The 25,006-nt window shown below is 34.8% G+C and carries 22 protein-coding genes; 6 read left to right on the forward strand and 16 right to left on the reverse strand.

Translation table 11 applies throughout. The annotated features are described in order from the left end of the window. Positions 1–73: 73 nt before the first annotated feature. Positions 74–1,627, reverse strand: a complete 1,554-nt coding sequence (locus BT156_RS16885) for a fibrinogen-like YCDxxxxGGGW domain-containing protein (RefSeq protein WP_072411844.1) — start codon at positions 1,625–1,627, stop codon at positions 74–76. Between the two features lie 313 nt (positions 1,628–1,940). On the opposite strand from BT156_RS16885, the gene BT156_RS16890 reads away from it, so the two are divergent. Beyond that, entirely contained in the window at positions 1,941–3,362 is a 1,422-nt protein-coding gene (locus tag BT156_RS16890; protein ID WP_072411846.1) for an L-serine ammonia-lyase, read from the forward strand. Between the two features lie 195 nt (positions 3,363–3,557). Here BT156_RS16890 and BT156_RS16895 read toward each other — a convergent pair whose 3' ends face one another. The 8 genes from BT156_RS16895 to tsaE form a co-directional block, all read right to left on the reverse strand. Next, positions 3,558–4,403 (reverse strand): prephenate dehydrogenase, encoded by an 846-nt coding sequence (locus BT156_RS16895; RefSeq protein WP_072411848.1) that lies wholly within the window; start codon positions 4,401–4,403, stop codon positions 3,558–3,560. 411 nt (positions 4,404–4,814) lie between these two features. Next, on the reverse strand, positions 4,815–7,088 hold the full coding sequence (locus tag BT156_RS16900; protein ID WP_083582384.1) for a cation:proton antiporter: 2,274 nt from the start codon (positions 7,086–7,088) through the stop codon (positions 4,815–4,817). A 108-nt stretch (positions 7,089–7,196) separates the two neighbouring features. Beyond that, complete coding sequence (locus BT156_RS16905) at positions 7,197–7,454, reverse strand: hypothetical protein (protein WP_072411852.1); 258 nt, start codon at positions 7,452–7,454, stop codon at positions 7,197–7,199. Positions 7,455–7,599: 145 nt separating this feature from the next. Then, on the reverse strand, positions 7,600–8,310 hold the full coding sequence (locus BT156_RS16910) for a LytR/AlgR family response regulator transcription factor (RefSeq protein WP_170857337.1): 711 nt from the start codon (positions 8,308–8,310) through the stop codon (positions 7,600–7,602). Continuing rightward, positions 8,288–9,058 carry a histidine kinase gene (locus tag BT156_RS16915; protein ID WP_083582377.1) on the reverse strand — a complete coding sequence of 257 codons (771 nt, stop codon included), beginning with the start codon at positions 9,056–9,058 and terminating at the stop codon, positions 8,288–8,290. The genes BT156_RS16910 and BT156_RS16915 overlap by 23 nt, the downstream gene beginning before the upstream one ends. Positions 9,059–9,139: 81 nt before the next feature. Further along, positions 9,140–9,511, reverse strand: a complete 372-nt coding sequence (locus BT156_RS16920) for a hypothetical protein (protein ID WP_072411855.1) — start codon at positions 9,509–9,511, stop codon at positions 9,140–9,142. Next, on the reverse strand, positions 9,511–10,704 hold the full coding sequence (locus BT156_RS16925) for an alanine dehydrogenase (protein ID WP_072411857.1): 1,194 nt from the start codon (positions 10,702–10,704) through the stop codon (positions 9,511–9,513). The genes BT156_RS16920 and BT156_RS16925 overlap by 1 nt, the downstream gene beginning before the upstream one ends. Before the next feature lie 70 nt (positions 10,705–10,774). Then, complete coding sequence (gene tsaE, locus BT156_RS16930; RefSeq protein ID WP_066750897.1) at positions 10,775–11,182, reverse strand: tRNA (adenosine(37)-N6)-threonylcarbamoyltransferase complex ATPase subunit type 1 TsaE; 408 nt, start codon at positions 11,180–11,182, stop codon at positions 10,775–10,777. 224 nt (positions 11,183–11,406) lie between these two features. Here tsaE and dnaG point away from each other — a divergent pair, with 224 nt between their 5' ends. From dnaG to BT156_RS16945, 3 genes are all read left to right on the forward strand, one after another. Continuing rightward, positions 11,407–13,383: a DNA primase gene (gene dnaG, locus BT156_RS16935; RefSeq protein ID WP_072411859.1), complete on the forward strand. Its 1,977-nt coding sequence runs from the start codon at positions 11,407–11,409 to the stop codon at positions 13,381–13,383. 55 nt (positions 13,384–13,438) lie between these two features. Next, positions 13,439–14,128, forward strand: a complete 690-nt coding sequence (gene clpP, locus BT156_RS16940; protein ID WP_072411861.1) for an ATP-dependent Clp endopeptidase proteolytic subunit ClpP — start codon at positions 13,439–13,441, stop codon at positions 14,126–14,128. Between the two features lie 343 nt (positions 14,129–14,471). Further along, positions 14,472–15,734, forward strand: coding sequence for an esterase-like activity of phytase family protein (locus BT156_RS16945; RefSeq protein ID WP_072411863.1), 1,263 nt, complete (start codon positions 14,472–14,474; stop codon positions 15,732–15,734). 458 nt (positions 15,735–16,192) lie between these two features. On the opposite strand, the gene tpiA is transcribed toward BT156_RS16945, so the two are convergent. The 4 genes from tpiA to BT156_RS16970 all read right to left on the reverse strand — a co-directional run bounded on the left by tpiA (position 16,193) and on the right by BT156_RS16970 (position 19,185). After that, positions 16,193–16,954: a triose-phosphate isomerase gene (gene tpiA / locus BT156_RS16955; protein WP_072411867.1), complete on the reverse strand. Its 762-nt coding sequence runs from the start codon at positions 16,952–16,954 to the stop codon at positions 16,193–16,195. Between the two features lie 106 nt (positions 16,955–17,060). Continuing rightward, positions 17,061–17,408 carry a TerB family tellurite resistance protein gene (locus BT156_RS16960; RefSeq protein ID WP_072411869.1) on the reverse strand — a complete coding sequence of 116 codons (348 nt, stop codon included), beginning with the start codon at positions 17,406–17,408 and terminating at the stop codon, positions 17,061–17,063. 95 nt (positions 17,409–17,503) lie between these two features. Beyond that, positions 17,504–18,616, reverse strand: coding sequence for a BT_3928 family protein (locus tag BT156_RS16965; protein ID WP_072411871.1), 1,113 nt, complete (start codon positions 18,614–18,616; stop codon positions 17,504–17,506). A 2-nt stretch (positions 18,617–18,618) separates the two neighbouring features. Next, entirely contained in the window at positions 18,619–19,185 is a 567-nt protein-coding gene (locus tag BT156_RS16970; RefSeq protein ID WP_072411873.1) for a DUF1599 domain-containing protein, read from the reverse strand. A gap of 242 nt (positions 19,186–19,427) precedes the next feature. Here BT156_RS16970 and folP point away from each other — a divergent pair, with 242 nt between their 5' ends. Together folP and BT156_RS16980 are read left to right on the forward strand one after the other, a co-directional pair. Beyond that, positions 19,428–20,282 (forward strand): dihydropteroate synthase, encoded by an 855-nt coding sequence (gene folP, locus BT156_RS16975; RefSeq protein ID WP_072411876.1) that lies wholly within the window; start codon positions 19,428–19,430, stop codon positions 20,280–20,282. Positions 20,283–20,294: 12 nt separating this feature from the next. Beyond that, complete coding sequence (locus tag BT156_RS16980; protein WP_072411879.1) at positions 20,295–20,696, forward strand: ACT domain-containing protein; 402 nt, start codon at positions 20,295–20,297, stop codon at positions 20,694–20,696. A gap of 86 nt (positions 20,697–20,782) precedes the next feature. On the opposite strand, the gene BT156_RS16985 is transcribed toward BT156_RS16980, so the two are convergent. The 3 genes from BT156_RS16985 to BT156_RS16995 are packed head-to-tail and all read right to left on the reverse strand — an operon-like array spanning position 20,783 to position 24,958. Beyond that, positions 20,783–22,252, reverse strand: a complete 1,470-nt coding sequence (locus BT156_RS16985) for a M20/M25/M40 family metallo-hydrolase (RefSeq protein WP_072411881.1) — start codon at positions 22,250–22,252, stop codon at positions 20,783–20,785. Between the two features lie 15 nt (positions 22,253–22,267). Beyond that, entirely contained in the window at positions 22,268–22,504 is a 237-nt protein-coding gene (locus BT156_RS16990) for a hypothetical protein (protein ID WP_072411883.1), read from the reverse strand. Positions 22,505–22,543: 39 nt separating this feature from the next. After that, positions 22,544–24,958: a peptidase associated and DUF5686 domain-containing protein gene (locus BT156_RS16995; protein WP_072411885.1), complete on the reverse strand. Its 2,415-nt coding sequence runs from the start codon at positions 24,956–24,958 to the stop codon at positions 22,544–22,546. Positions 24,959–25,006 lie beyond the last annotated feature (48 nt).

The raw sequence follows: 25,006 nt of genomic DNA on the forward strand, positions 1-25,006 counted from the left end.
TTTAAAATATAAACAAAAGGCGAAGAACATTAGATTCTTCGCCTTTTTTTAATGATAATTATTTAATCAGAAATTATCTCACCCAAGTTGATGCCCATGGCTCTCCTACAGATGTTCGGTTACTTGCACCTGACATGAACCAGTGTACATTGGTTGCAGTACCACAAGAATGATACATCATTGGCCATCCGGTTGTGGTGGTTGGTGTACATGAGCTGAAGGTCCATCCCCATGTTCCAGTTACGGGTGGAGTAGTATTGTTTGAAAAATCGGTAACAGCATTCGCTCTATGCCATGTTCCCAATCCCATATTGGTGGCGTCTGAGTTTCTAAGCGCCAGAATAGCAGCTCCACCACTTTGAGAAGTTATTTTGTTGGCAAAGCTTGTAGAAGAGTTCCCTGCTCTTAGCTGAACTTGTGTACCAATATTTGCTATTTTGATAACGGTTGCACGTGGTAGATATCCATTGTCGTTAAGATCGGCAATTACAGTCTTTTGTGTTTGTGATGGGAAGCTTGTTCCGTTAACGGCAAGAAGTGTCCATCCTCCGCCATCGGTTGTCATATCACAATATACTCTTTGTGTATCAGCGGTGCCAGCTTTATTTAGATTGACATAATAAAGTCCGGATGGTGTTCCGCCTACTTGTTCTAAGATCTCTTTACAGCTTGAACATGGCCCAATATAAACTGAACATCCTGTTGCTGTGGTAAATGTTACAGCTCCGTTGCTTGCTCCTGTATAAGTTCCGGATAAGGTATACTGTATAGTTCCTGAAGTTGAAAGTGCTCCTCCTGCATAACTGAAAGTTAATCCATTAGATGTAAGCGTTTCAGCAGGAAGTCCGCATTCTCCACCTGTATACGGGATCGCGTAGTTTCCTGAATAGGCTTGTCCGTTTATTAAGCCATTAAGCTTTTCAGAAGGTGATAGAGCTGAAGACCATGCTCCACTGGCGCAAGTAAATGTAGGGTTTGGAGATACTGTTGTTGTTTTAGTACAGTTTAATGTAATTTTCTGCCAGTTTCCGGTTAGTGTTCCGCAGGTTGTAGGGTTTCCTGATAGTGTGTAGGTTACTACCTGTGTTCCGCCTGCATTTATTGTTGCTGAAGCTGGTGCTACTGATGCAATCGTTACTCCGGTGATTCCTGAAAGCGTAAGATCAGACACAGCCAGAGCTATAGTTGCTTGCGAAAAGGAATTGTTGGTAAGGGTAACTTTAAAGGTATTTGTTGCAGTCATAGCAGTTCCTTTTTTATAAGTTCCGCCAAAGCCGTTGCTTACGGCATTACAATCTGCTGATACAGAACTCGATACTGATGATTGCAGACAGTCTGACCATCCGGAAGGTCCGCCGTTGAGGCTTTGTTTGTAAAGTTTTACGCAATCCTGCGTGCTGTCATACATTATAGTTCCCGGCACCGGATTTCCTCCTTGCGGATTTAGCATATTTGCAGGTGAAATATTAGTAGGCAAAACTAAACCGTAATTGTTGGTTGTAGGAGTGTTGATGTCTAAGCTTCCTCTTGGAGTAGGTGTTCCTATACCCACTTGAGCGTTAAAGAAATGAAATACATTGAACGCTAAAAGTATTGTCAGATTCTTCAGACAATTGATTGTTTTCATGGAAATTGTTTTATAAAGGTTATTTGTTTGGCGCGAAAGTATTAAAATATTAATTAATTAAGCTATTGTAATTAATAAAATTCATTAATATATAGATATTTTAAAATTAAATTAATTATTTGTTTCAATTGACTAAATGAAGCTTCTGTAATACTTTTAATAATTTCCTTTTAAACTATTTTTTGATTAGTAATATTTTAGAGAATACCTTCTCTTAGGTAGATGAAAATTACTTCTCAATCCTTAAAATCAAATAAATTTATTAGATTTATCATGTATCTTTGTAAGTAGGAAAAAATGATGAATCATTTATATGGAATCAATATCGGTTTTTGAGATTATTAAAGTAGGAATAGGCCCGTCAAGTTCGCATACGATGGGGCCTTGGAATGCAGCGTCCGCATTTATCAGGATTATTAAGAGGGAAAGATCAATTGCTGAGGTTAAAGAAGTTTTTCTTGAATTTTTCGGTTCATTAGCTAAAACGGGAATCGGTCACGGCACCGATATTGCCGGAATGCTTGGTTTGAACGGTGAAGATTTTAAGACAATCAATACATCAAAAATTGATGAGAAAATAGAGGAAATAAAAAATACTCAGATCTTAAATCTGGGTGGTGAAAAGAAAATTCCATTCATTTACGGTCATCATTTAGTTTTAAATATGCAGAAATCCCTTGATTTTCATCCAAACGGAATGATCTTCAAAGCTGTTTTTGAAGACGGAACCGAGCTTGTGCAGGATTTTTATTCCGTTGGAGGAGGTTTTATCGCAAGTCAGGAAAAAAACTCAATAGAAAAGCAGTGTGTACGTACATTGTATCCTTGTCATAAAGCTGCGGATATTGTAAAATACTGTGATAAATTAGGGTTTAAAAAGATTTCAGATTTAATTTTAATTAATGAAGAAAGCTGGAGAACTCAGGAAGAAACAAGAGCCGAAGCACTTTACATCTGGAAACAGATCAAAGAATGTATCTATAAAGGCGTAAACAAAGAAGGAATCCTTCCCGGCGGACTGAATGTTACCAGAAGAGCTGCCGGAATCAACAGAAAATTATTAGGTGAAGATAAGATCTATAAAAATAAGGATGAATGGTTTCAGATGGTTATAGATGCTGAAGAAAATTTTACCAATATCAATAAATGGATTGCGTGTTTTGCATTGGCTGTAAATGAAGAAAATGCAGCTTTTGGAAGAATAATCACTGCTCCAACCAACGGTGCGAGTGGGGTGATTCCTGCTGTATTAATGTATTCTCAGGCTTTTACACCTTTCAACAGTGAAGACGATATTGCAAGATTTTTACTCGTTGCGGGAGAAATCGGAACATTGTTCAAAAAGAATGCAACAATTTCCGCAGCAATGGGAGGTTGTCAGGCTGAGGTCGGAGTTTCTTCGGCGATGGCTGCAGCAGGATTGACGGAAATTCTTGGCGGAAGTGTTGGTCAGGTTCTAATGGCTGCCGAAATTGCAATGGAACATCATTTAGGTTTAACCTGTGATCCCATTAAAGGCTTGGTACAGATTCCTTGTATCGAAAGAAATACGATGGGCGCTATAAAAGCGATCACAGCAGCAAATATCGCTCTTGAAAGTGATCCGGAAAAAGCAAAAGTAAGTTTAGATCAGGTTGTTCAGACAATGTGGGAAACTGCATTATCAATGAATGACAGATTTAAAGAAACTTCGGAAGGAGGTTTGGCAATTGCTGTCAACGTTCCTGAGTGCTAATGAAAACGACTTAGGAAGCTTCGGCGTTAAGAAAATTGAAACTTAATCCGTTAAAATGATGTTTGAGCGCGAGATAGAATTGATAATCAATCTATTTTTAATTTGCACAAGTTTTGGGGATTTTAGTATTAAGCTTTGATTTTTAGCCGAAGCTTCCAGTCTTGAATTTTTGTTTTAAGACAAAGGAAAAATAGCCTACTTATCAAGTATTCCTCTTATTTTATTAGCATTGGAAATCAGTTCTCCTAAATACTCGTAATTCTCTTTTTCCAAGGCAACTTTAAATTTTCTTAGCTGAGAAATATGTTCATTCAAAACATCTAAAACATTTTCCTTGTTTTGTTTAAAGATCGGAACCCACATTTCAGGATGAGATTTTGCCAAACGAACCGTACTCGAAAAACCGGAACTCGCCAACTGAAAAATAGTTTCTTCCTCCCGTTCCTTTTCTAAAACGGTATTTGCCAGAGCGTAAGACGTGATGTGTGAAATGTGCGAAATATAAGCGGTATGAACATCGTGAGCTTCTGCATTCATGTAGATCAAATGCATATCAAGGCTTTCAACAATTTTTTCAACTAAATGTAAAGCGTCTTCAGTGGATTCTTCTTTATTGCAAATTACACCCGCTTTCCCTGAAAAACTTTCTGAAACAGCCGATTTTGGGCCATTGTTTTCTGTTCCCCACATCGGGTGAAAAGCCACAAATCTTGAGCGTTTCGGGTGGTTTTTTACGGCAGCAACAATTCCTGCTTTGGTAGAACCTGCATCCATTACAGTTTGGTCGTCTGAAATCAGATCTAAAATGGTAGGCAAAATTTTCCTTGCAGAATCTACAGGAATAGCAACGATGATAAGATCAGAATTTTTTATTCCATATTCAAGATCAACTTTAGCGTCAATTATTTTTAGATCTAATGCTTGGTTAAGATGCTCATTATTATTGTCAATTCCGTAAATGAAATCTGCAATTCCTTTTTGTCTTAATTTTAGAGCAATCGACCCTCCAATAAGCCCCACACCTATAATACTTATTTTCATCTTTTTAAATTTTAAAATAAAAAACCCCGTCCGAGGACGAGGTTTATGTTATGTTTACAAGAATCCCTATCCCAAATTTGAGCTTAAAATTCTATAATAATATGTTCTTTTGTTTATAATCACAGAGCGAAGGTATAAAATATTTCTTAAAATGTAAATATGATTTTAATTAATAATTACAGATTTGTTAAAAAATATGGACTAAAATAAAAATCCCTGGGGTTAACCAGGGATAAAAACTAATAACCATGAAAACTCAAATTAAACATGAGTTGCTTGTCTATATTAAATAATCGTGCCAAAGATTAATTTTATTTAATGATATATTTACAAATGTCAAAAAACTAAAATAGTACACATTAAAAAAAGCCAACTTATAAAGCTGGCTTTTTGTTTAAAATATAAATCAAATTATGGATTGGATATAATAAGCGTCGATGGAATATCCGATAACCAAAGACTTTTCGTATCAATCAGGCTTTTCCAGCTTTTGCTGCTTATTAACATTAAATCTTGGGAATCCAGAAATTCTTTTTCGATCTTCTTCTCGTTATATAGTGTGATATGATTGGGCGCAACCTGTTCAATGCTTCTAATTAGTTCTTTAACCTCGATATTACTTCTTATCTGTCCTCCGGCATCAAGAATGATGATCTGGGAATTGTTATTATTGATCAATCTTTTCGCATATTCAAGCAAATAAAAATCACTTAAATTAAAGATAGGAACAAAAACTTTGTCTGCAGTTGTAAAATCTTTTTCAACCAAAACTCCAACCGGAATATTTGTCTTATCTAAAATCTGTAAAGTAAAATCGTCAAAAGGAGAGTTGTTGAAGATGTAACCTTTGCCTTTTACGGTATTTAAAAGCTTTTCAGGATTAATAATTTTAGTTGTAAAACCTAATAATCTTCCTAGTAAACTTCCTTCATACATTGATTTTCCAAGCATAATCAAAAGGAGATCATAATTTCCTTTGTTCGCAATATGGGTAAGGTCATTTTCAATATCTGTAGAAGCTTTGAAAAGAGTAGTTACCTCTAATTGAAGATCATGAGAGGTTTCGATAACGTTTTTAAACTGTTCATTTTCATATTCATTGATTTCGTAAGCGTGCATTTCATCTACGGGAGCAATGTTCATTGCGGTAATGCTCTTGTTTCTGTTCATTTTATTGGTGAAATCGTGTGCCAATTTCAATAATGTACTTCCGGATTCCGGATTGTCAAATGAAAGGAGAACGCGGTATTTAGGATCATTTTCATCATGCTTTTCTTCCTCGTCTTTTTTGGATTTAAATGCATAATTAATGAAATCTAAAGCCGGCCCGGTCATAAAAGTGGTGAATAATGCCATAATAACCATCATTGCAAAGATTTCTGGACTTAAAACTCCCAGATCATATCCAATGTTCAGCACAATTAATTCCATCAAACCTCTGGTATTCATTAAGGCTCCGATAGTTAAGCTTTCTTTCCAATTAATTCCGAGGAATTTTGCGGCTAATGCACTTCCTGCGAACTTTCCTAAAACGGCTGTTAGAATAATAAATCCTGTAATAATCCATAAATGGCCGTCATTTAGTAATCCTATTTGTGTACGAAGTCCCGTAAATACAAAGAATAATGGCAGTAAAAGGACCAATGCTACATCTTCTACCTTATCAATGAACATGGTGCGGAATTTTGCATTTTCAGGCATAATTGCTCCCGCCATAAAAGCTCCGAATAAAGCATGAATACCGATAACTTCTGTTGCATATGCAGAAAGGATTAACGTAAGAAAGAAAATAGCGACCATCGGTTTGTTGATGGTATTTTTTCCTGCCTGCAAATCTCCGATTCTTTTTAGGAATGGCCGTACAATTTTAATCATTAAAAATACATAACCAATGGCCATGATAATCACGTAGATAGAGCTTGCAAAAGATCCGGCTTTTACAATAGCGATTACGGCTGCCAGAATACACCAAGCTGTAATATCATCGGCTGCAGCACAGGTGATGACGATGGTTCCCAGTTTTGTTTTTTGAAGATTTCTCTCCTGAACGATCCTCGCCAATACCGGAAATGCGGTGATACTCATGGCAATAGCGATGAATAAAGCAAAGGAAGTGAACTGAATTCCGTCCGGAGCAAATTCTTTATAGATGAAATAAGAAAGTCCGATTCCTAAGGCAAATGGAATGATAATACTTGCGTGGCTGATTACTACAGCATCATGGGCTTTTTTTCTTAAAACGCTCAAATCCAGCTCCATTCCAACAATATACATGAAAAGGATTAATCCTATCTGACTCAAAAACTGTAAGTTACCCAACGATTCTTTAGGAAAAAGAAATGTCGAAAATTCAGGAAAATACATTCCTAAAAGTGATGGCCCTAAAACGATACCTGCGATCATTTCGCCAATTACCGTAGGTTGTTTTATTTTCATACAGATCCATCCGAATAATCTCGCGACAAGAATTATGGTGACGATCTGTGCCAATAATAAAGCCAATGGATGATGCAGATTGGTTTTAAAAGACTCTATAAAGTTTTCCCAAGTAGAGCCCGTGCTTGTTTTTACAACAATATTTTCTCCCGCTTCCAATGTTTGTCCTTCTACAATGAAGTAGTACATCAAACAAGAGAAAACGGCAATTGTAGTAATGTAAAAAATTAGATTTCTATACTTCCCCAAATTCATAATTCCAATATTTAAATGCAAAGTTGATAAGAATAAAGTTATCTTAAATACTATTCTTTTTAAAATGTAATAAATGTCCTCAATAATGTAATGAAAAGTTATTTAAAAGAATAACCAAGACCTATTCCTATTTTCCGGCGCCGTTTTCTGTCGCGGTGTTAGAGTTATAATAAACCGGAAGCTGTAGTGCATTTTTCTATAAATAACCGTAAGACCGGCTCCAAGATTTGGTGTAATTGCGCTGTTTTTGGTTCCCGGAGATTTATCGTTTTTAATTCTTAATGAAGGAAGCATTCCCAGAATGAATTTATTGTTTTTGTGAATTGAACTGATATTCGGGTCTGTAAAGATGATGACCATGATCTACATATCCGGGCACTGCGACTCCGTCAAAAAGAAGCAGTTTTTAATCAAGCTCAAAAATAATTTAACCAGATATTTTAAACAGAAGTGATGCCATGAAACGGATTAAATCTGTAATGAAATAGAAAAACGTATGAAAAATCTACTTTCCAAACATCTCTAATAATGAACTTTTATAAGTATCTCCAATTTGAAGTTTGATAAAATTCTCTCCGTCTAAAGATATTGATGTAATAATTTCGTTGGTAGAAAATATTTTAATGGAAGATAATGCAATGATCTCTTTTTTATTCACCTGAGCGAAATCTTTTGTTGGAAGCATTTCTAAAAGTGATTTAAAACTAAGATTTTTAAGAACAATCGTTGTTCCGTCATTTAGAATAATATCTTTGTCACGGCTGTCGATTTCTGATGTTTTGATGTAAGCAATCTGTTCTGTGAAGATAATGGTTTTCCCGATGTTGGTATTCCATTCGATGAAATCCTTTTTTTGTGGAACTGAAATAAGTTCTTTTGCCTTTTCAAATGCCTGGATCAGCCTTTCTTTTTTGATCGGTTTTCTTACATAATCCACGACATTTAAATCAAAAGCTTCTGCAGCATATTCTTTATAAGCAGTTGTAAAGATGATTTTTTTTGAATCTGAAATAAGCTCAGCTACCTGAAGACCAGTCATTCCGGGCATTTCGATGTCTAGTACGCAGAGATTGCAGTCGAGATGTTCAATTTCATTAAGAAAAATTTTAGGATCATTGAATGCTTTTACAACTTCTACATTTTCAATTTGTTCGCATAGAAGTTTTAAATAACTGATTGCCAGTAGTTCATCGTCAAGAATAACGCATTTTATCATAGAATTCACCTAAATTAATTACTAATTCGGCTGTGAAGATACCGTTTTTTGAACTTTTAGTAAGCTGATAATAGTTGTTGTAGATCATTTTTAATCTTTGATCTAAAGACTGACTTCCAAATCCGCTTTTCTCTTTTTCCAACACGTTTTTTAAGGAAGCTTTATTGCTTACTTTCATCGTGAAAATTCTGTCTCCCAATTCTAATTGAATGGAGATAAATGAATCCTGCGCTAAGAAATCGGTATGTTTAAAAGCATTTTCAATAAGATCAACAGAAATCAACGGAGCAAAAACTTTCTCTTCAAAGATTTCATCCGATTTATCAATTTTAGATTTAATTCTAAAATCAAAAAGTGGATTTATTTTTATTTTATTGATCTCAATTAAGCTTAAGGCGAAGGTTAATTCCTCTTTCGGACTTACAAATTTGTTGTTGCTTTCGTATAAAATATAATCCAGAACGTTCGCCAGTTTATCCAGTGACATATAGGTCTGATACGCATGAGACTGAACAGAATTAAGGATATTTTTAAACAAATGCGGGTTCAGTTTTGTACCGATATGCTCAAGCTGAACCTCGTTTAATCGTTGCTCGATCAGTTTATTGGTTTCCGTAAGCTTAGAATTTCTTTTCTTAAGCCCTTCATTCTGACTAAATAGATAAATCCCAACCGTCAAAAAAAAGAAAATAGCAAAAACTCCAATGAATATCAGATAATCATGAATCATGTAGTAATTGCCTTCCATAATACTTTTTCAACGTTTAGTATTAGAGATGTCATGCTGAGCTTGTCGAAGCATCTCAATACTTTTATTAAATATTTAAAGCTATTTTAGTTTCTTTAAAGAATTCAACGTTACAATTTCCTCACATTTTTCAAATGTAACTTCGTACGTAGGATTGTCTTTTGGATAAACCAGCAGATAATCAGGACATGGTTTTTTCTGAGCATGACTTCTGTCAAAATCTACCTTTCCGTTAGTAATGATTTCGTCTTTTAAAAATTTTTCGTTGATCTTGTAGGTATTCATTTCGTTTTTAAAACTGTCGGAATACTTAAAATCTTTAGAAAGAGTTTCTGCAATTACACGGCTGTTAGGTAAATAACCGCTGCAGCTTGCTCCTTTTTTGTTTAATATAAAAAATACAATAATCAGTCCTGGAACAAGACCAATCATATAAAACTTAAGCTTTTTCATTAGAAAATTAAAAGATTGATATCGTGGTAAGTAAGCCCGAAACGGTCGCAGATTACTTTTTTAGTATGTCTTCCTTTGTACATATATAAACTCTGCTTCATTTCGTTTTTGCGGGTCAGCATATTTTCGAAACCACCTTCTTCGTCGTAATTTAAAATATATGAAAGGAAAAAGTTTGAGATTGCTTTTGTAGTCGTTCTCGGCATTTTTGATGTCAGGTTCGGAAGCCCGCAATGGATTACGCCATGTTTGATGATATAAGGATTTTCCATTGTTGTAAGCTCAGATGTTTCAATTACCTTCCCGTTATCGATGGTAATATCGATGATGACACTGCCTTTTTTCATCTTCATTATCATATCTTCGGTAACGATCGGCTGCATGTTTAATCTTGGAAGAGCGCCGATAACGACGTCTGCACGTCTTAATGCTTTGCTTAATTCCTTTGGATCGATGATCGAAGTGGGAACCCGGCTGTCAACTATGCTGTGAAGTCTTCTTAATTTAGATAAAGAATTATCAAAAACTCTTACACTTGCGCCAAGGCCGATGGCTGCTTTGGTTGCAAATTCGCCAACGATTCCTGCTCCCAGAATAAGAACTTCGGAAGGTCGAACCCCAGTGATTCCGCCTAACATTAATCCATTTGATAGTGCTAATAATTCGGAAGCGTATAAAATGGAAACGGTTCCTGCAATTTCACCTATTAATCGTACTAATGCCAGCTGCTTGTATTCATCAACGATAAATTCAAAGGCAATGGCATTGATTTTTTTGTCTGCTAATTTTAAGAAATAATCTTTCTCTCTTAAATTAATTTGAAGTGCTGAAACCAAATAAGTGTTTGGCTTCATATAATCAATCTCTTCTTCTGTAGGAGGGTTGATTTTCAGAATAAGATCCTGCGAAAAAGCTTCTTTGGGGTCATTCGTGATTTTTGCTCCGGATTCAGAATATTGTAGGTCTGTAAAAAATGAACCTTCTCCGGCTCCGGCTTCAATAATGATTTCGTGGCCGTGCTCTACCAACACCTGTACTGCATCGGGTGTGATGCATGTTCTTCTTTCGTGAAGACAGGTTTCTTTAGGAATTCCAATACTGAATTGTTTTCCTTTTTTAATAACCTCCAATTTTTCCTCTTTCGGCATTAATTCTTCCTCAGTAAACGGAGTAAAAATATTTGTAGTACTCATTCTTTAAACTCAATTATGTCTTACAGATAATTATTTTGCGGTTGATTGATGAAGCAAAGATACATAATATTTAGTCGAATGTAACTTCTCGATGTTCGCCTGTGTTATTAATGCTCATTGTGTGGTACTTAAGACCGTAAAGTTCGTCTTCGTATACTTCGGGCCATTCTATGATACATAAAAAAGCATTGTCCAGGTATTCTTCTATACCAATGTCGTACACTTCTTCAATGTTTTTTAAGCGATAAAGGTCAAAATGAAAAATTTTTCCTTTTGGTGTATTGTATTCATTGACAATAGAATAAGTGGGAGAGTTGACTTCATCCTGACTTCCTAAATTTTTAAGTAAAAACTGCGTGAAAGTAGTTTTTCCGGCTCCCAAATTTCCTTTTAATAAGAAGATGTTATGTTGCAATTGAGGGATTATTTGATCCACAACTCCCTGCCAGTCTTCTAATTTATTGATAATAACTTCCATTTTTAATGAATGATTTACTATAATTAATGTTCAAAAATAAGTAAAATAAAACTTGAAAAGACATTGTAAAAAAGGCAATATTGCCAGTATTGCGATTTGTGTTAAAAATTCGTGATCTGTTCCTAATGAATAAGGATGTTTTGACAATAAAGATTTAAAATTACAGATCAACTGTCTGCTGATTTTTTACTAAGAATAAAAAACTTATTCCTTATTTTTACACCATGATTTCTAAACAGACCATAGATAAAATATTTTCCACGATCAGAGTAGAAGAGATCGTGGGTGAATATGTGCAGTTGAAGAGGGCAGGGTCTAATTATAAAGGGCTGAGCCCGTTTCATGAAGAAAAGACACCCAGTTTTGTAGTTTCGGCAAGTAAACAGATTTGGAAAGATTTTTCCAGCGGGCAGGGAGGAACAGCGATCTCTTTTTTAATGGAAATCGAAAATTTCACCTATCCGGAAGCACTTCGCCACGCCGCAAAAAAGTACGGGATTGAAATTGAAGAAGATCAGCGAGAATATTCAGAAGAAGCAAAAAATGCCCAGTCTGAAAGAGATTTACTCTATAAAATCCACGAAATTGCCAATGATTATTACCAAAATTTTCTTTGGGAAGTTGATGAGGGGCGCTCAATTGGTTTAGCTTATTTCAAAGAGCGCGAACTTAAAGATGATATCATCAAAAAATTCCAGTTGGGATATTCTCCTGAAAAGAAAAATGCTTTCACTGCTTTTGCTTTAGAAAAAGGATATTCAAAAGAAATTTTAGAAAAATCCGGACTTTCCATTTTCCCTGAAAATTCTCCTGCAGGGATTGACCGTTTCCGAGAAAGGGTAATTTTCCCGATTCATAGTTTCTCGGGAAGAGTTCTTGGTTTTGGAGCCAGAATTCTTAGAAATAATGTTAAAACAGCAAAATATCTTAACTCGCCTGAAACGGAAATTTATCATAAATCAAATGTTCTTTATGGTTTAAATCAGGGAAAACAGGCGATTTCAAGAAAAAACATCTGTCTTTTGGTAGAAGGATATATGGATGTAATTTCACTTCATATGTCCGGAATTGAAAATGTTGTAGCAAGTTCCGGAACTTCTTTAACGACCGAGCAAATCAAGCTTATCAAAAGATTAACGGAAAACGTAACCATTCTTTTTGACGGAGATAATGCCGGAATTAAGGCCAGTTTCCGAAGCATCGATATGTTACTGACAGAAGGCATGAACATTCGTGTTCTTTTGTTTCCGGAAGGCGATGACCCCGATTCTTTTGCGAGAAAGCATCCGCAGGATTATGTTGAAAAATTCATCGAAAATGAAGCGATGGATTTTATTGATTTTAAAGCTGAAATCCTTTTAAAAGATGCAGGAAGTGATCCGATTAAGAAAGCTGATGCGATCAGAAATATCGTAAAATCGGTTTCTTTTGTTCAGAATGCCCTTAAAAGAGAAGTTTATCTTAAGGAAGTTTCCAATAAATTCGGTTTATCCGAGCAGAGTTTATTTAATGAATTAGATGTTCAGAGACAGGTTACGCAAAATCAGACGCAGCATGTTCAGCAACAGAAGGAACAGAAGCCTGCAAAATTAGAAATTGTACCAAAACCCGAAAAAGAAATAGATTCTGTTCAGTTCAATATTCTTCATCAGGAAAATAAGCTGATCGATACAATGTTGATGTTCGGTGACGTAGTTCTTCACCGGGAAAATGACAAAAATGAAGAATATGAAGTAACGGTAATTGAGGAAATTCTTAATCATTTTGAGGAAGAACAGTATGAATTTCAGATCGAAACCAATCAGAAGATCATCAGTAGTATCAAAGAGGGGATCGAGAATGATGAATTGAGATCGGGAAGTTTTTTCATTACATTTATGGATGCTGATATTACCTTAAAAGTAGCAGACGCATTGATGCACCCTAATGAATTGAGTGATTGGACGACCAGAAATATTTTCCCGCCAAATATGGGAGATCATATCGCGGAAGAGGTGGAAAATAACATTTTAATTCACAAATATTACTACATTCACGTCATCATCAAGCAGACAACTGCCGATCTTGAAAATTATCGTGACACAGATCAGGAAAAATATTTCGATTCTATCAAGAAAATTATGATGCTTAATGACTTCTCTAAGCAGATTATTGATAAATTAGGCTGGTCGCCTGTGACAAAAAGTCCTATAAAATTTTAGGAACAAAAGTTGTAATTTACATCTCAAATAAATTTAAAATAATACCAATAGAAATATGGACATTAAAAAAGAATTCAGAGATTTCTCTGTAAAGCATTTAGGAAACAGCGGTCTTGTTACCGATCAGTATATGGGAATGTATGGGCCAAACAATCTTACGCCATACATCATGGAAGAAAGAAGAATGAACGTTGCTCAGATGGACGTTTTCTCCCGTTTGATGATGGACAGAATCATCTTCCTGGGAACGGGAATTGATGATCAGGTTGCTAATATTGTTACTGCTCAGCTTTTGTTCTTGGAGAGTTCAGATCCTTCAAAAGACATCCAGATTTACATCAACTCTCCTGGAGGAAGTGTATATGCCGGGTTAGGAATTTATGACACAATGCAGATCATTAAGCCTGATGTAGCAACGATCTGTACTGGTATTGCTGCTTCAATGGGAGCTGTATTATTGGTTGCAGGTGAAAAAGGTAAGCGTTCTGCGTTGAAGCATTCAAGAGTAATGATTCACCAGCCTTCAGGAGGTGCGCAGGGTGTTGCTTCTGATATGGAGATCAACTTAAGAGAAATGTTGAAGCTGAAAAAAGAATTGTATGACATTATTTCTGAACATTCTGGTCAAACTTACGAATGGGTAGAAAAAGCGTCTGACAGAGATTACTGGATGACTTCTACTGAAGCAAAAGAATTCGGAATGGTAGATGAGGTTTTACAGAGAGCCAACAAAGAAAAGAAATAATTTTCTTTAAAAGATAATTAAATGAAACGCGTCAATTTTGGCGCGTTTTTTTGTTTTAGGTCATTGCGAGGAGCGAAGCGACGAAGGAATCTCAAAATAGTTTTGCTAAAATTGGAGTTCAGATTCTTATGGATGACAAATTGGGTGGTTATGTCATGCTGTTGAAATACCGACAAAACCCTAGCCCCGATTGAGTGAAAATCCTTTTTTGAAAAAAAAGATTGCAACGGAAAGCGGGAAACAGCTCCTAAAAAAAGCTATAAACAAAATTTAAAACAGATTTATCATTCTATTCAAGATCAGTTTATATTCAATACTTACTTTCGAAGCCATAAAAGTAATTATGAAAAAAAAATTATTACCTGTTCTTGCCTTCATGGCTTTAACGGCCTGTAACAATGATGATAATGTAAATAATCAGGATATCAATTATTCTAAGCTTCCACAGGAATTTTCGTTTACAACTTTAGCAACAGTTAATGGAGTAGATGTTATCAACGGAGGTTTCGGTTCGGGAGCTACGGCACATCCAACAAGAAAAGGAGAGTTTTATGTTATTACCGACCGAGGTCCCAATACAGCCTATTCAAACGGAATAAAATTCTTAGTTCCAAACTTCACACCTACAATTATGCATTTTAAGATCAATGCAGATGGAAATATTGAAGTAATTAAATATATTAAACTTAAAAATCCTTCGGGACAACCCATCACAGGACTTCCAAATCCTGTCGGAATGGGAAGCACAGGTGAAATTGCCTACGGAATTGATGGAACTGTTTTACCAACTGATAATTACGGTTTAGACAGTGAAAGTATTGTTGCCGCGGCAGATGGTACATTCTGGGTTTCGGATGAATACGGACCTCACATTGTTCATTACAGCGCAGAAGGAGTAGAACTTGAAAGAATAAGCCCAATCGGTGTAAATACCGGACCAAGAAAATTACCGGCAGTTTTAGCTAAAAGAAGACCAAACAGAGGAATGGAGGGAATGTGCATGACGCCGGACGGAAAAATGCTGGTTGGCACAATGCAGTCTACGATGTATGTTCCTACAAAAGTTTTGGCAACCAATACAACATTGACAAGAATTGTGACTTTTGATCTGGCCACAGGACAGACAAAACAATATTTGTACAAACAAGATGGTGGCGCTTCCGATTCTGTTTGTGATATTACAGCGATCAGTAATTCTGAATTTTTAGTCATCGAAAGAGATGGAAACTTTGGTTCACAGGGCGGAACGAAGAAAGTCTACAGAATAAATCTATCAGGCGCTTCTGATGTGACAGGAACTGATCTTACTGCTGTTGACGGCTTAAAAATCAATAATAAAACCCTTGAGCAATCTACTTGGGATGAGATAAACGCAGCAGGATTAAAACCTGTTTCTAAAACTTTAGCGGTTGATCTTGTTAAAAAAATAGGCTATGAACACGATAAGTTTGAAGGAATTGTTTATCTAGGCGGAAATAAACTGGCCATTTTTAATGACGACGATTTTGGAGTTGTTGATAACGGAAACGGAAATCCAAAAGCTAAGATCCTTCCTAAAACCGGAAAAGTAGATAAAGGAACAATGTACGTAGTTGATATTCAGTAATTTTTAATTTAATTAAACGAAAAAATCTTTCAGTTTTGTGAGATTTTTATTTTAAATAAACGTTATTTGTTAGTGTAAAATAATTAATTGATAAATTTTTTAAATAAAATTTACAGTTTTTAAGATCCGAAAATGAAAATTCTTCGTATATAATTTTTTAGCACTCAAATAATAGACTGGTTATGTCACTATCCAAAAATAATTTCTTAGATTTTATTGCGACTGAGATTGAACAATTTTATGGAATTAGAGTTCCCGATCATACTCAAGAAGAAAAGATTACTTATACACTTTTCAAATATTTTTTTGGAATTTTCAAAAAAAAGCTTGACGTTTATTTTCTATCCGGAAAAGCTGTTAATTACCAAGTCCATTATTTTATTTTTAACTTTAAAATATTCTGATAATATAAAAAAACCACCAAATTTGGTGGTTTTCTATATTTTTTATTTCTGTTATTAAGAATTAAATCCTTCAATAATCTTAGAAAAATCTTCCAATTTCAAAGCGGCCCCACCGATCAGACCACCGTCAATATCAGGCTGAGAGAAAATCTCTTTGGCATTGTCAGGCTTTACAGACCCACCGTAAAGGATAGAAACTTCGTCAGCAACGTCCTGCCCGTATTTTGCTGCGATGATGCTTCTGATGTGTGCGTGGATTTCCTGAGCCTGCTCAGGACTTGCAGTTTCACCAGTTCCGATTGCCCAAACGGGTTCGTAAGCGATCACTACTTTTTTAATTTCTTCCGCAGAAAGTGTGAAAAGAGCAACTTCAGTCTGGTTTTTTACCACTTCAAAATGCTGGCCTGCTTTTCTTTGCTCAAGAGTTTCACCGTTACAGTAAACAGGAATTAAACCTTTGTCAAGAGCTAATTTCACTTTTCTGTTACAGTGAGAATCTGTTTCACCGTGATATTGTCTTCTTTCAGAGTGTCCGATCAAAGTTCCTGTTGCATCGATCGATTCCAGCATATCTGCAGAAATTTCGCCTGTGTAAGCACCACTTTCATGCTCGCTCATGTCCTGAGAAAATACACCGATTTCATCCTTTTCGAAAATATCTTTCGCCATCATTAAGTATAAAGATGGAGGTGCGATCCAAACTTCGCAGTTGGTTGTATTGTTGTTTTTATAACTTAATAATTGAACCATCAATTGCTGGGCGTCAATTATATTTTTATTCATTTTCCAGTTTCCTGCAACTATTTTTCTTCTCATAGTTTTTTATTTTTTATATAGAAGTTAGAGATTAGATGTTAGAACTCAAAATTAACGTATAATTCTAAACTAATTTCTAGCTTCTAACATTTAGTTTCTCAATTAATTAAATTTTCCAGATATTTTTCAAAAGTGTGTAGAAAGTATGCTCTTCGTCAGTTACTTTATTGTCAGCTTTAATCAATGTTTTAGCAAATTGTACAAAGCTTAAACGCTCTTCTTCCGTAGAATCATCCAAGAAACACTGAGCATGAAATTCGAAGTGGCTTTTCCATTCCTCCGGCTGTAGCAAAGCAATTACTTCCAACTCATTATCCAGATCCATTTTAAAAGGAAATTCATCCGCTAAATACTGTTGAACAAGCATTCCTTCTTCGGGAGCAAATTCTCCGTCTACGGATGAAAGAATCATCAGCAAATGGTAACCGGCGATAGATTTATTTGATTTTTGCATTATATAAATGTATAGTTTAAAGTTTAGTGTCTAAATTTTATTGAGAAGTTTCTATTTTGAGTTCTCAAAATTCACAATTAACCATTCACAATTGACTAATCAACATAGTCTTTTGCAGGCTGTTTGTCTACAATTTTTCCGTTTTGTAAAATTAATACAAAAGGATTGCTTCTTGCAATGGTTTTAATGGCAGTGCCGTCCATCATTGCATTTTTAATGGTTTTAAAAGTGTTCGGATCGGTTGAAACTCCATAAATAACAGCTCCTTTTTGAGCATTAACTTTGGCTTCAACTTTTTTGAATAGATCTGCTGAAACTTCTTTTGGATGATAAGAGAAAACCAAAATAGCTTTCGGTGCATTGATTACTTCATCAGTGACTTCAAGACCTGTAGGATCTTCAATTTTAAACTTAACGATCTCAGATTTATAACCTTCTTTTATCAAAACAGATTCATTTTTTCCTTCCTCGATTTTCCAAGGAGAACCTTCTGCCCAATATTTTGTTTCTTTGATATAATCATCCTGATTTACCTTTAAAATTTCTCCTGTCTTTTGATTTTTAAGAGAGTAAAAAGTTTTGTATTCAGACGGATTCTTATTAATTTTTTCTTTTTCACTTTTAATATTGGTCCCCACTTTATAATCACGGAAATCAATTAATGGTTCATGCATAATTCCCTGAGCCATAATGTAGATCATTCCCAAAGAAAATATTCCTAAGAGAATATATTTAAATGTATTGGACGGCTCTTTTCTGGAGCTGAAAGTATAACTGTCTTTTTTCTTAAATTCTTTTCTATAAAGGATAAATACGATGATTAACCCAACCAAAAGCACGACATCTTTAATGAAACTCTGCCAAGGTGTGAATTTTATTGCATCTCCGAAACATCCGCAATCCGTTACTACATTGAAATAAGCTGAGTAAAAAGTAAGGAAACCAAAGAATATACAAAGCGCAATCAAAGCTGAAAGAGTGAATTTAAGTTTTAATTTTAATAAAAGCATAAATCCAAGCAAAAGCTCTAAAACAACGACAATGATCGAAAATAATAAAGCAAATTTTTCCAAAAACGGCATGTTGAAAACAGTAGGAGAGAAGTATTCTTCCATTTTAAAGGAAAAACCTACCAAATCTACCGCTTTTACAAAACCTGAAAGGATAAAAATAACAGCAATAACGAAACGTAATAAACCTTTGATCATAATTAACTTGTTTTAGGTTGAAAGTTGTCTTGTTTTTCAGAGAATTTTATTAGACAGAAAACGGCATAGTTCAGCATATCAAAATAATTGGCATCTAAACCTTCAGAAACGATGGTAACGCCTTGATTATCTTCAATTTGCTTTGTTCTTAAAACTTTTTGGTAAATAAGATCTGTGATTGAAGAAATTCTCATATCTCTCCAGGCTTCACCATAATCGTGGTTTTTTCTTTCCATTAAAGCTTTGGCTTCGTTGGAATATTTATCGTAAAGACTTAAAATCTCTTCTTTATTTTCGTTAAAATCATTAGAAAGGCCTTTTTCAAGCTGTATCAATCCGATGATGGAATAGTTTACGATAGCGATAAATTCACTTTCTTCATTTTCGTCCACCATTTTTACATCAGTCATCTGTAACGTACGGATTCTGTTGACTTTAATGTAAATCTGATCCGTAATCGAGCTTGGTCTTAAAACCCTCCAAGCTGCACCGTAATCCTGTAATTTTTTGCTGAATAATTCGCGGCATTCATTGATAACTTTCTCGAACTGTATTGAAGTTTTTAGCATAAATTCTCTTAATAGTCCAAATATACGAATTAGGTTTTAGGTAACAGGAATCAAGGCTTGTTTTTTTGAGTTTTAGGGTTTGAGTGTTGGAGAGTTGGTGTGTCGAAGGGTTTAATAAGAACTTGTTTTTATATTACTGATTGGATAATTTATAGTTTTATCTTTGTAAAGCTTAAGGACTTATTATTGTAAGTATTTTAATAAATTAAATTTAAAATTACAACTCAAACTCTCCAACACTCATGCTCTCAAACTCTCCAACACTCAAACCCTCATACTCCATAAACTGCAATGGAAGACTTGTTGATCTAGCCTCTCCTAAAATCATGGGAATTTTAAATCTTACTCCGGACTCTTTTTCTGATGGAGGAAAATTTAATAATGGAAAATCTGCCTTATTTCATGCAGAAAAATTATTGAAAGACGGAGCCGAAATTATTGATATCGGTCCGCAATCTACACGTCCAAACGCTGAATTTTTGAGCAGTGATGAGGAAATAAAGAGAATCGGAACTTTAATCTCTCAAATTAAAAAAAAATTTCCCGAAGCATTCATTTCATTAGATACTTTTTATGCCGAAACCGTGAAATTTGGATTCAATGAAGGAATTGATATTATTAATGATATTTCGGGCGGACAATATGATGAGAAAATGTTTGATACAGCAGCCGAAACTAAGCTTCCTTACATTTTAATGCACGTCAATCCGTCTTATGAAACAATGCATGATAAAATTAAGTTTGAAGATATTACGTTAGAAATCAATAGGTATTTTTCTGAAAAAACAAATGAGCTTTTAGAAAAAGGAGTCAATGACATTATTCTCGATCCCGGTTTTGGTTTTGGAAAAACAGTTGAAGATCAGATGAAAATGATTGATGAAGTTAAGTATTTCGGTTTTGAAAAATTTCCTTTATTAATCGGAATTTCCAGAAAATCATTTATTTACAAGCCTCTGGGTAAATCTGCTTTGGATATTAATGAAGAAACTCAAAAATTACATCTAAAAGTTTTAGAGCAAGGTGCTAAGATTTTAAGAGTTCATGATGTTTCTGAAGCTTCACAAACAATTCGCAACTTTTTGATAAACAATTAATAAAAGCATATTATGACAGGAGAAAAAGACCTCAAGACATTATTGCAATCCATGAAACCTCATTTAAATGAAGGTGAATATGTTTTCTGTACTGTAGAAAAATTTCCCACTATTGATCTGAATGAAATCATTTGCTTTTTTAAAGAACAAGAGGGTATTACTTTGATTATTAAAAAAGAGCTGGCCGATCTACTAAATCTTAAATATGAATTTGTTGCTTCTTGGATTACTTTAGAAATTCATTCTTCACTTGAAGCGGTGGGCTTAACGGCTGCATTTTCCGAAGCACTTACGTCTAAAAAGATTAGCTGTAATGTGATTGCAGGGTATTTTCATGACCATATTTTTGTTTCTGTGGATGACGCGGATAATGCGATGAAAGAATTAAAAAGATTGTCGAAAGAAGGAATTTAGATTTCTCTTGAATTATAAAAATGGGTAAAACAAAAAAGCCGAGTAAAATACTCAGCTTCTAAATCTTTTTGAATGAAAATTTCAATTTATCTCTCCAACGTAAAATTAGAAATTACTTTCGGACGCTCTGTTTCATTGGCTGCTTTCCATGAAGTTCTGTACATCCATTCCGTCATTTTATAGAGTTTTTTATAGTTGATATTCTCAGATTCATCTTGAGGTGTGTGATATTGATCGTGCAAAACGCTCGTGAAAAATATCGCGGGAATTCCCGCTTTCGCATAAGGAAGATGATCGCTTCTGAAATAAAAATATTCAGCATGACTAGGAGAATCCCAATCTTTCAGATATTTGAATTTCGTGCTTTCATTATTGGCATCCTCAGCCATTTTAACCAATTCTTCGGAGTTTTTATGAGGTGCATTTCCGCCTAATAAAGCGGCTTCATTATTGTCGTTTCTTCCGATCATATCACCATTTAGGACGGCAACAATCTTTTCTTTGGGAACAACAGGATGAGCGGCATGCCATCTTGAACCCAATAATCCTCTTTCTTCAGCACCATGAAAAACAAATAAAATACTTCTCTTTCCGGGTTGTTTTTTATAAGCTCTTGCCATGGCTAACATTGCAACACAAGTACTTGCATTGTCATCGGCTCCGTTGTAGATCGTATCGTTTTTTACGGGATGTCTTATTCCGTCGTGATCTTGGTGACCGCTGAGTAAGACGAATTCATCTTTTAATTTCGGATCAGTTCCGTCTATTTTCCCGATGATGTTTACAGATGGGTATTTATATGTTTCTGTAATAAGATTTAAAGAAATTTTAGGATTATTCTTTACCCAATTTGCATTTTCTCTTTTAATCCAGAGAACAGGAATATTATTCGTTACTTTTTCTCTTAATCCTTCAACTCCGTAAGCGCCTCTTGTCATTTGAGGAAGAACTTCAACCCAACTTTTTTCTGAAGTATCATCGGTGATGAAAATGATCGCTTTTGCGCCTAATTCTAAGGCTTTGTTGTAATATTTAGTTCTTACAAATCCGGGATATCTTCTTACGAAAAGAGTCATTTCTTTGTCGATATTTTTATCGGAAGCATTGATGGCGAGAATTTTTCCTTTAATATTTAATTTTGAAAGATCTTCAGGCTCGGTTGTTCCTGCGTAGACAATTTCAGCATCGATATTGGCATTTACTGGTTCTGCTACAAGGAAGTCTTTCCATAATTTTAGTTGATTATCACCAATTTTCAAGCTGCTTTGCGGGATGACCTGATGTCTGTACATATCGAAAAACTGGAAGAAAGTTCCGTTGTCTCCGGCGGGTTTCATTCCTGCTTCTTTGGCTTTGTCGGCCAACCACATCGAAACTTTGAGTTCATCTAAAGTTCCGGCTTCACGTCCCCAGAATTGATCGGCAGCCAATTCGTACATATCTTTTCTGAGATCTGTTTCTTTAATGGCTGAAACCAAAGGCTTTTTGTAGTTTTGAGCATTTCCAAAACCGAAAAAGATTAAACTTAAAATTGATAAAAAATACTCTTTTCTCATTGTGCTTTTTTAATTTTAATTAAAGTTAGCCAATTTTTCAGAAAACTGCTTTGAGAATTCTTTTCTGTCTTCTTCTAATTTTTCTTTATTTGAAGGTAAAATATAATTGAAAAGTATTTTGTCTTCGTTATCTAAAAAAACGATCTCTTTTTCTTCTCCATCAATCATTTGGGCAAAAATCTCCCACATTGGCGTGTCTTTTAATCTTAATAATTCAAAAAACTGCTCTGCTTTTATTTGTACTGTTTTCATTTGATTTTTTATTGATTGCTCATTACTAATTACCCATATTTAAAACTCTAATAATTTAAGCTTAAACTGTATGGCAAAGTTCTGTTTAAAATTTGGTGTCGTATAGTAACCGACTCTGTAAAATAACCCTAAATTGAAATAGCTGGAAAGGAAATTCGTCCACTCCAGGCCAACTTCCTGATACAAATGATCTAGCTTTCTGAAGTTGAACTGATGATATTCAGGATGTTTCATATCGCCAATGGTTCCTCTTAGCACAAAATCAAAACTCGAAACATTCTGCCCGAAACTTTTAAAATACCAGGGAAGTTTGTGAGTGAAATAATAGGCTACAAATTTATCGTTATAGTATTTTCCGCCCTCCAACGTGGCAAAACCTAAGAAAGATGTTAAGTTGAAATTAAAATCTCTTCTTGGCGAGGCCAGGCCATTCATTGTAAAATTTTTCCAAATGGGAGCTTCACCGAAAACCATTCCGCCATAAAATCTTACGCCTGTTGTTCCAAGCATTGTCTTAAAATTATGAACGAAAAGAGCATCAAAACGGGTGTAATTGAAGTCTCCGCCTAATATTTTAAAACTCTGTTCATAATTGAAATACAGCTCCGGATATTTCTGATCAACAATAGATTTTCCCTGCGGAGTCATAATATTGGTTGAATTCGGAGAGTATTTTAAGGTAAATAATGTGTTGAAATTTTCAAAGGCAGGTCCACTGTTTCTGAACTGATAATCAAACAATGCTTCTTCATAATTTCTTTTTGCTGCGAAAACCAGCGTCAATCCGTTGGTAACATCATTCAGATAAGAAACGGAGGCGCCTCTGTAATGGAAATATTTATCGTTATTAATATTATTTCCATAGTTCATCATCCTCATTTTGAAATTCCATAGCCTTCTGTAAAATTCTCCGGAAGCGGTAACGTCATTGTAATAATCGATCCTGAAAAAAGAATTTTTATCAAGATTGGTTTTTATATCGAGACCGATTCCGTATTTCAGTTTATCATCTTTCAGACCATATGCAAAATAATAATCGGGGGAGAAATATGGGTTAAAATTTTCATTCACTTTAGCTTTTAAACCTAATCTAAAGCCTTCGTACGAGTTAAAGTTAACAATTTCATCAACTGCAAAATCTAATACTCCGGATCTGATTTGCCCGTTGATTAATCCGGTTAATACCCTTGCTTTACTGTCAATATTATATTTTTTTCCGAGGCTGTCGATCGTTGTATATGTATTTTTTTCTCTTTCTGTCAGAGGCTCTGTTCTGTATTGATCCAACGATTTTCCGTCTGCACTTTTCACGGAAAAAGTATAGCCTTTAAAATCTTTGGAATCCTCTTCAATAGGCGATTTGAAATCAAAATACTTTGAAGACAGAAAGGCATAAGTCCCGAAACTTCTTTTGTCAATTTTCTCCGGCTCGTCTTCAGAATGCTTTTTTTTGTCTTCCTGCATCGCCATTTTGTTCATTCTCAGTCTTACGGTTTCGTGAGCCAAAAACCATTTATTGTTATAGAAAATCCATGTGCTGGTAATAATTCCGTCGTTTTTATTTTTGCTGAAATTTTCTATTTTTTTGATACCGTAAGTTTCAGTATCAATGTAAATTGCACCGTTGTATTTCCTTTTTTTATCCGGTTTCTTGTAATTTACTTCACGAAAACGGATGACGAAATTTTTTCTGCCATCCATCACAAGCGTATCGGTTAAAAAGAATCTGTACAGCCCTCTGTTTTCCTGTTTCAGCTGATTGGGGATTTTGTCTCTGTTGCTTTGCTGCAGAGCGATCATTTCATAAATAGGTTGTTTAAGACCCGAAATCCTGTTGTCCAGAATATTGATCTTTTCACCATATTTTTTTGAGAATAAAAATTCCTGAGCCCTTTCCCAAAGAAATAATTTACTTTTTGAAAATATCTGTCTTGCCGAAATATTATTTAACGAATCTTTTTCTCTTTTTTTCTTGAATAAGTTATTTTCCTCAAAGAACTGATTAAACTGAGAAATGCTGTCTTCATCAATATCCAAAGAAATTTTTTCGTAGGACTTGTAAGTGTAGGATTCTAAACTTTTTGGCGAATTTTTGGTAAATAACTGATTAACTTTTTTAAGTATTTCCAACGCTCTCGGATCACTTTTATCTTCAATAATGATTTCTTCAATGGCTGTCGTTTTTGAAGATTTTTTGATCAGGGAAACGGTCATGTTACTTTCTACAACTGATGTTTCTTTTTGATATTGAGATGCTTGAACGGTGATACTTTTGCATTTTGACTTAAACTCTAAAATACCCTGAGCATCTGTTTCACCCAATAATTTGTCATTACAAAACACTTTTGCATTGGGAACAGGAACTTTACTAGCATCATCTACTACCTTGATTTTTGATTGTGAATAACCAAAAATAGAGATTAAAAAAAAAATAAACAGTAAAACCCTTTTCATGTAAAAAAAAACTAGATCAAAAGTAGTAATATTTATTGTGTTGGAAAA

This window comes from Chryseobacterium limigenitum, assembly GCF_900114875.1.
GTDB classification, from domain to species: Bacteria; Bacteroidota; Bacteroidia; order Flavobacteriales; family Weeksellaceae; genus Chryseobacterium; species Chryseobacterium limigenitum.

Bases quoted from the DNA above. Each gene is read 5' to 3' on its own strand.
- clpP (WP_072411861.1), top strand. From the start codon at position 13,439: ATGGACATTAAAAAAGAATTCAGAGATTTCTCTGTAAAGCATTTAGGA.
- BT156_RS16960 (WP_072411869.1), bottom strand. From the start codon at position 17,408: ATGCAAAAATCAAATAAATCTATCGCCGGTTACCATTTGCTGATGATT.
- BT156_RS16925 (WP_072411857.1), bottom strand. From the start codon at position 10,704: ATGAGTACTACAAATATTTTTACTCCGTTTACTGAGGAAGAATTAATG.
- BT156_RS16920 (WP_072411855.1), bottom strand. From the start codon at position 9,511: ATGAAAAAGCTTAAGTTTTATATGATTGGTCTTGTTCCAGGACTGATT.
- BT156_RS16915 (WP_083582377.1), bottom strand. From the start codon at position 9,058: ATGGAAGGCAATTACTACATGATTCATGATTATCTGATATTCATTGGA.
- tpiA (WP_072411867.1), bottom strand. From the start codon at position 16,954: ATGAGAAGAAAAATAGTTGCAGGAAACTGGAAAATGAATAAAAATATA.
- dnaG (WP_072411859.1), top strand. From the start codon at position 11,407: ATGATTTCTAAACAGACCATAGATAAAATATTTTCCACGATCAGAGTA.
- BT156_RS16985 (WP_072411881.1), bottom strand. From the start codon at position 22,252: ATGAGAAAAGAGTATTTTTTATCAATTTTAAGTTTAATCTTTTTCGGT.
- BT156_RS16890 (WP_072411846.1), top strand. From the start codon at position 1,941: ATGGAATCAATATCGGTTTTTGAGATTATTAAAGTAGGAATAGGCCCG.
- BT156_RS16990 (WP_072411883.1), bottom strand. From the start codon at position 22,504: ATGAAAACAGTACAAATAAAAGCAGAGCAGTTTTTTGAATTATTAAGA.
- BT156_RS16965 (WP_072411871.1), bottom strand. From the start codon at position 18,616: ATGATCAAAGGTTTATTACGTTTCGTTATTGCTGTTATTTTTATCCTT.
- BT156_RS16895 (WP_072411848.1), bottom strand. From the start codon at position 4,403: ATGAAAATAAGTATTATAGGTGTGGGGCTTATTGGAGGGTCGATTGCT.
- tsaE (WP_066750897.1), bottom strand. From the start codon at position 11,182: ATGGAAGTTATTATCAATAAATTAGAAGACTGGCAGGGAGTTGTGGAT.
- BT156_RS16995 (WP_072411885.1), bottom strand. From the start codon at position 24,958: ATGAAAAGGGTTTTACTGTTTATTTTTTTTTTAATCTCTATTTTTGGT.
- BT156_RS16970 (WP_072411873.1), bottom strand. From the start codon at position 19,185: ATGCTAAAAACTTCAATACAGTTCGAGAAAGTTATCAATGAATGCCGC.
- BT156_RS16910 (WP_170857337.1), bottom strand. From the start codon at position 8,310: ATGATAAAATGCGTTATTCTTGACGATGAACTACTGGCAATCAGTTAT.
- BT156_RS16945 (WP_072411863.1), top strand. From the start codon at position 14,472: ATGAAAAAAAAATTATTACCTGTTCTTGCCTTCATGGCTTTAACGGCC.
- BT156_RS16905 (WP_072411852.1), bottom strand. From the start codon at position 7,454: ATGGTCATCATCTTTACAGACCCGAATATCAGTTCAATTCACAAAAAC.
- BT156_RS16980 (WP_072411879.1), top strand. From the start codon at position 20,295: ATGACAGGAGAAAAAGACCTCAAGACATTATTGCAATCCATGAAACCT.
- folP (WP_072411876.1), top strand. From the start codon at position 19,428: ATGCTCTCAAACTCTCCAACACTCAAACCCTCATACTCCATAAACTGC.
- BT156_RS16885 (WP_072411844.1), bottom strand. From the start codon at position 1,627: ATGAAAACAATCAATTGTCTGAAGAATCTGACAATACTTTTAGCGTTC.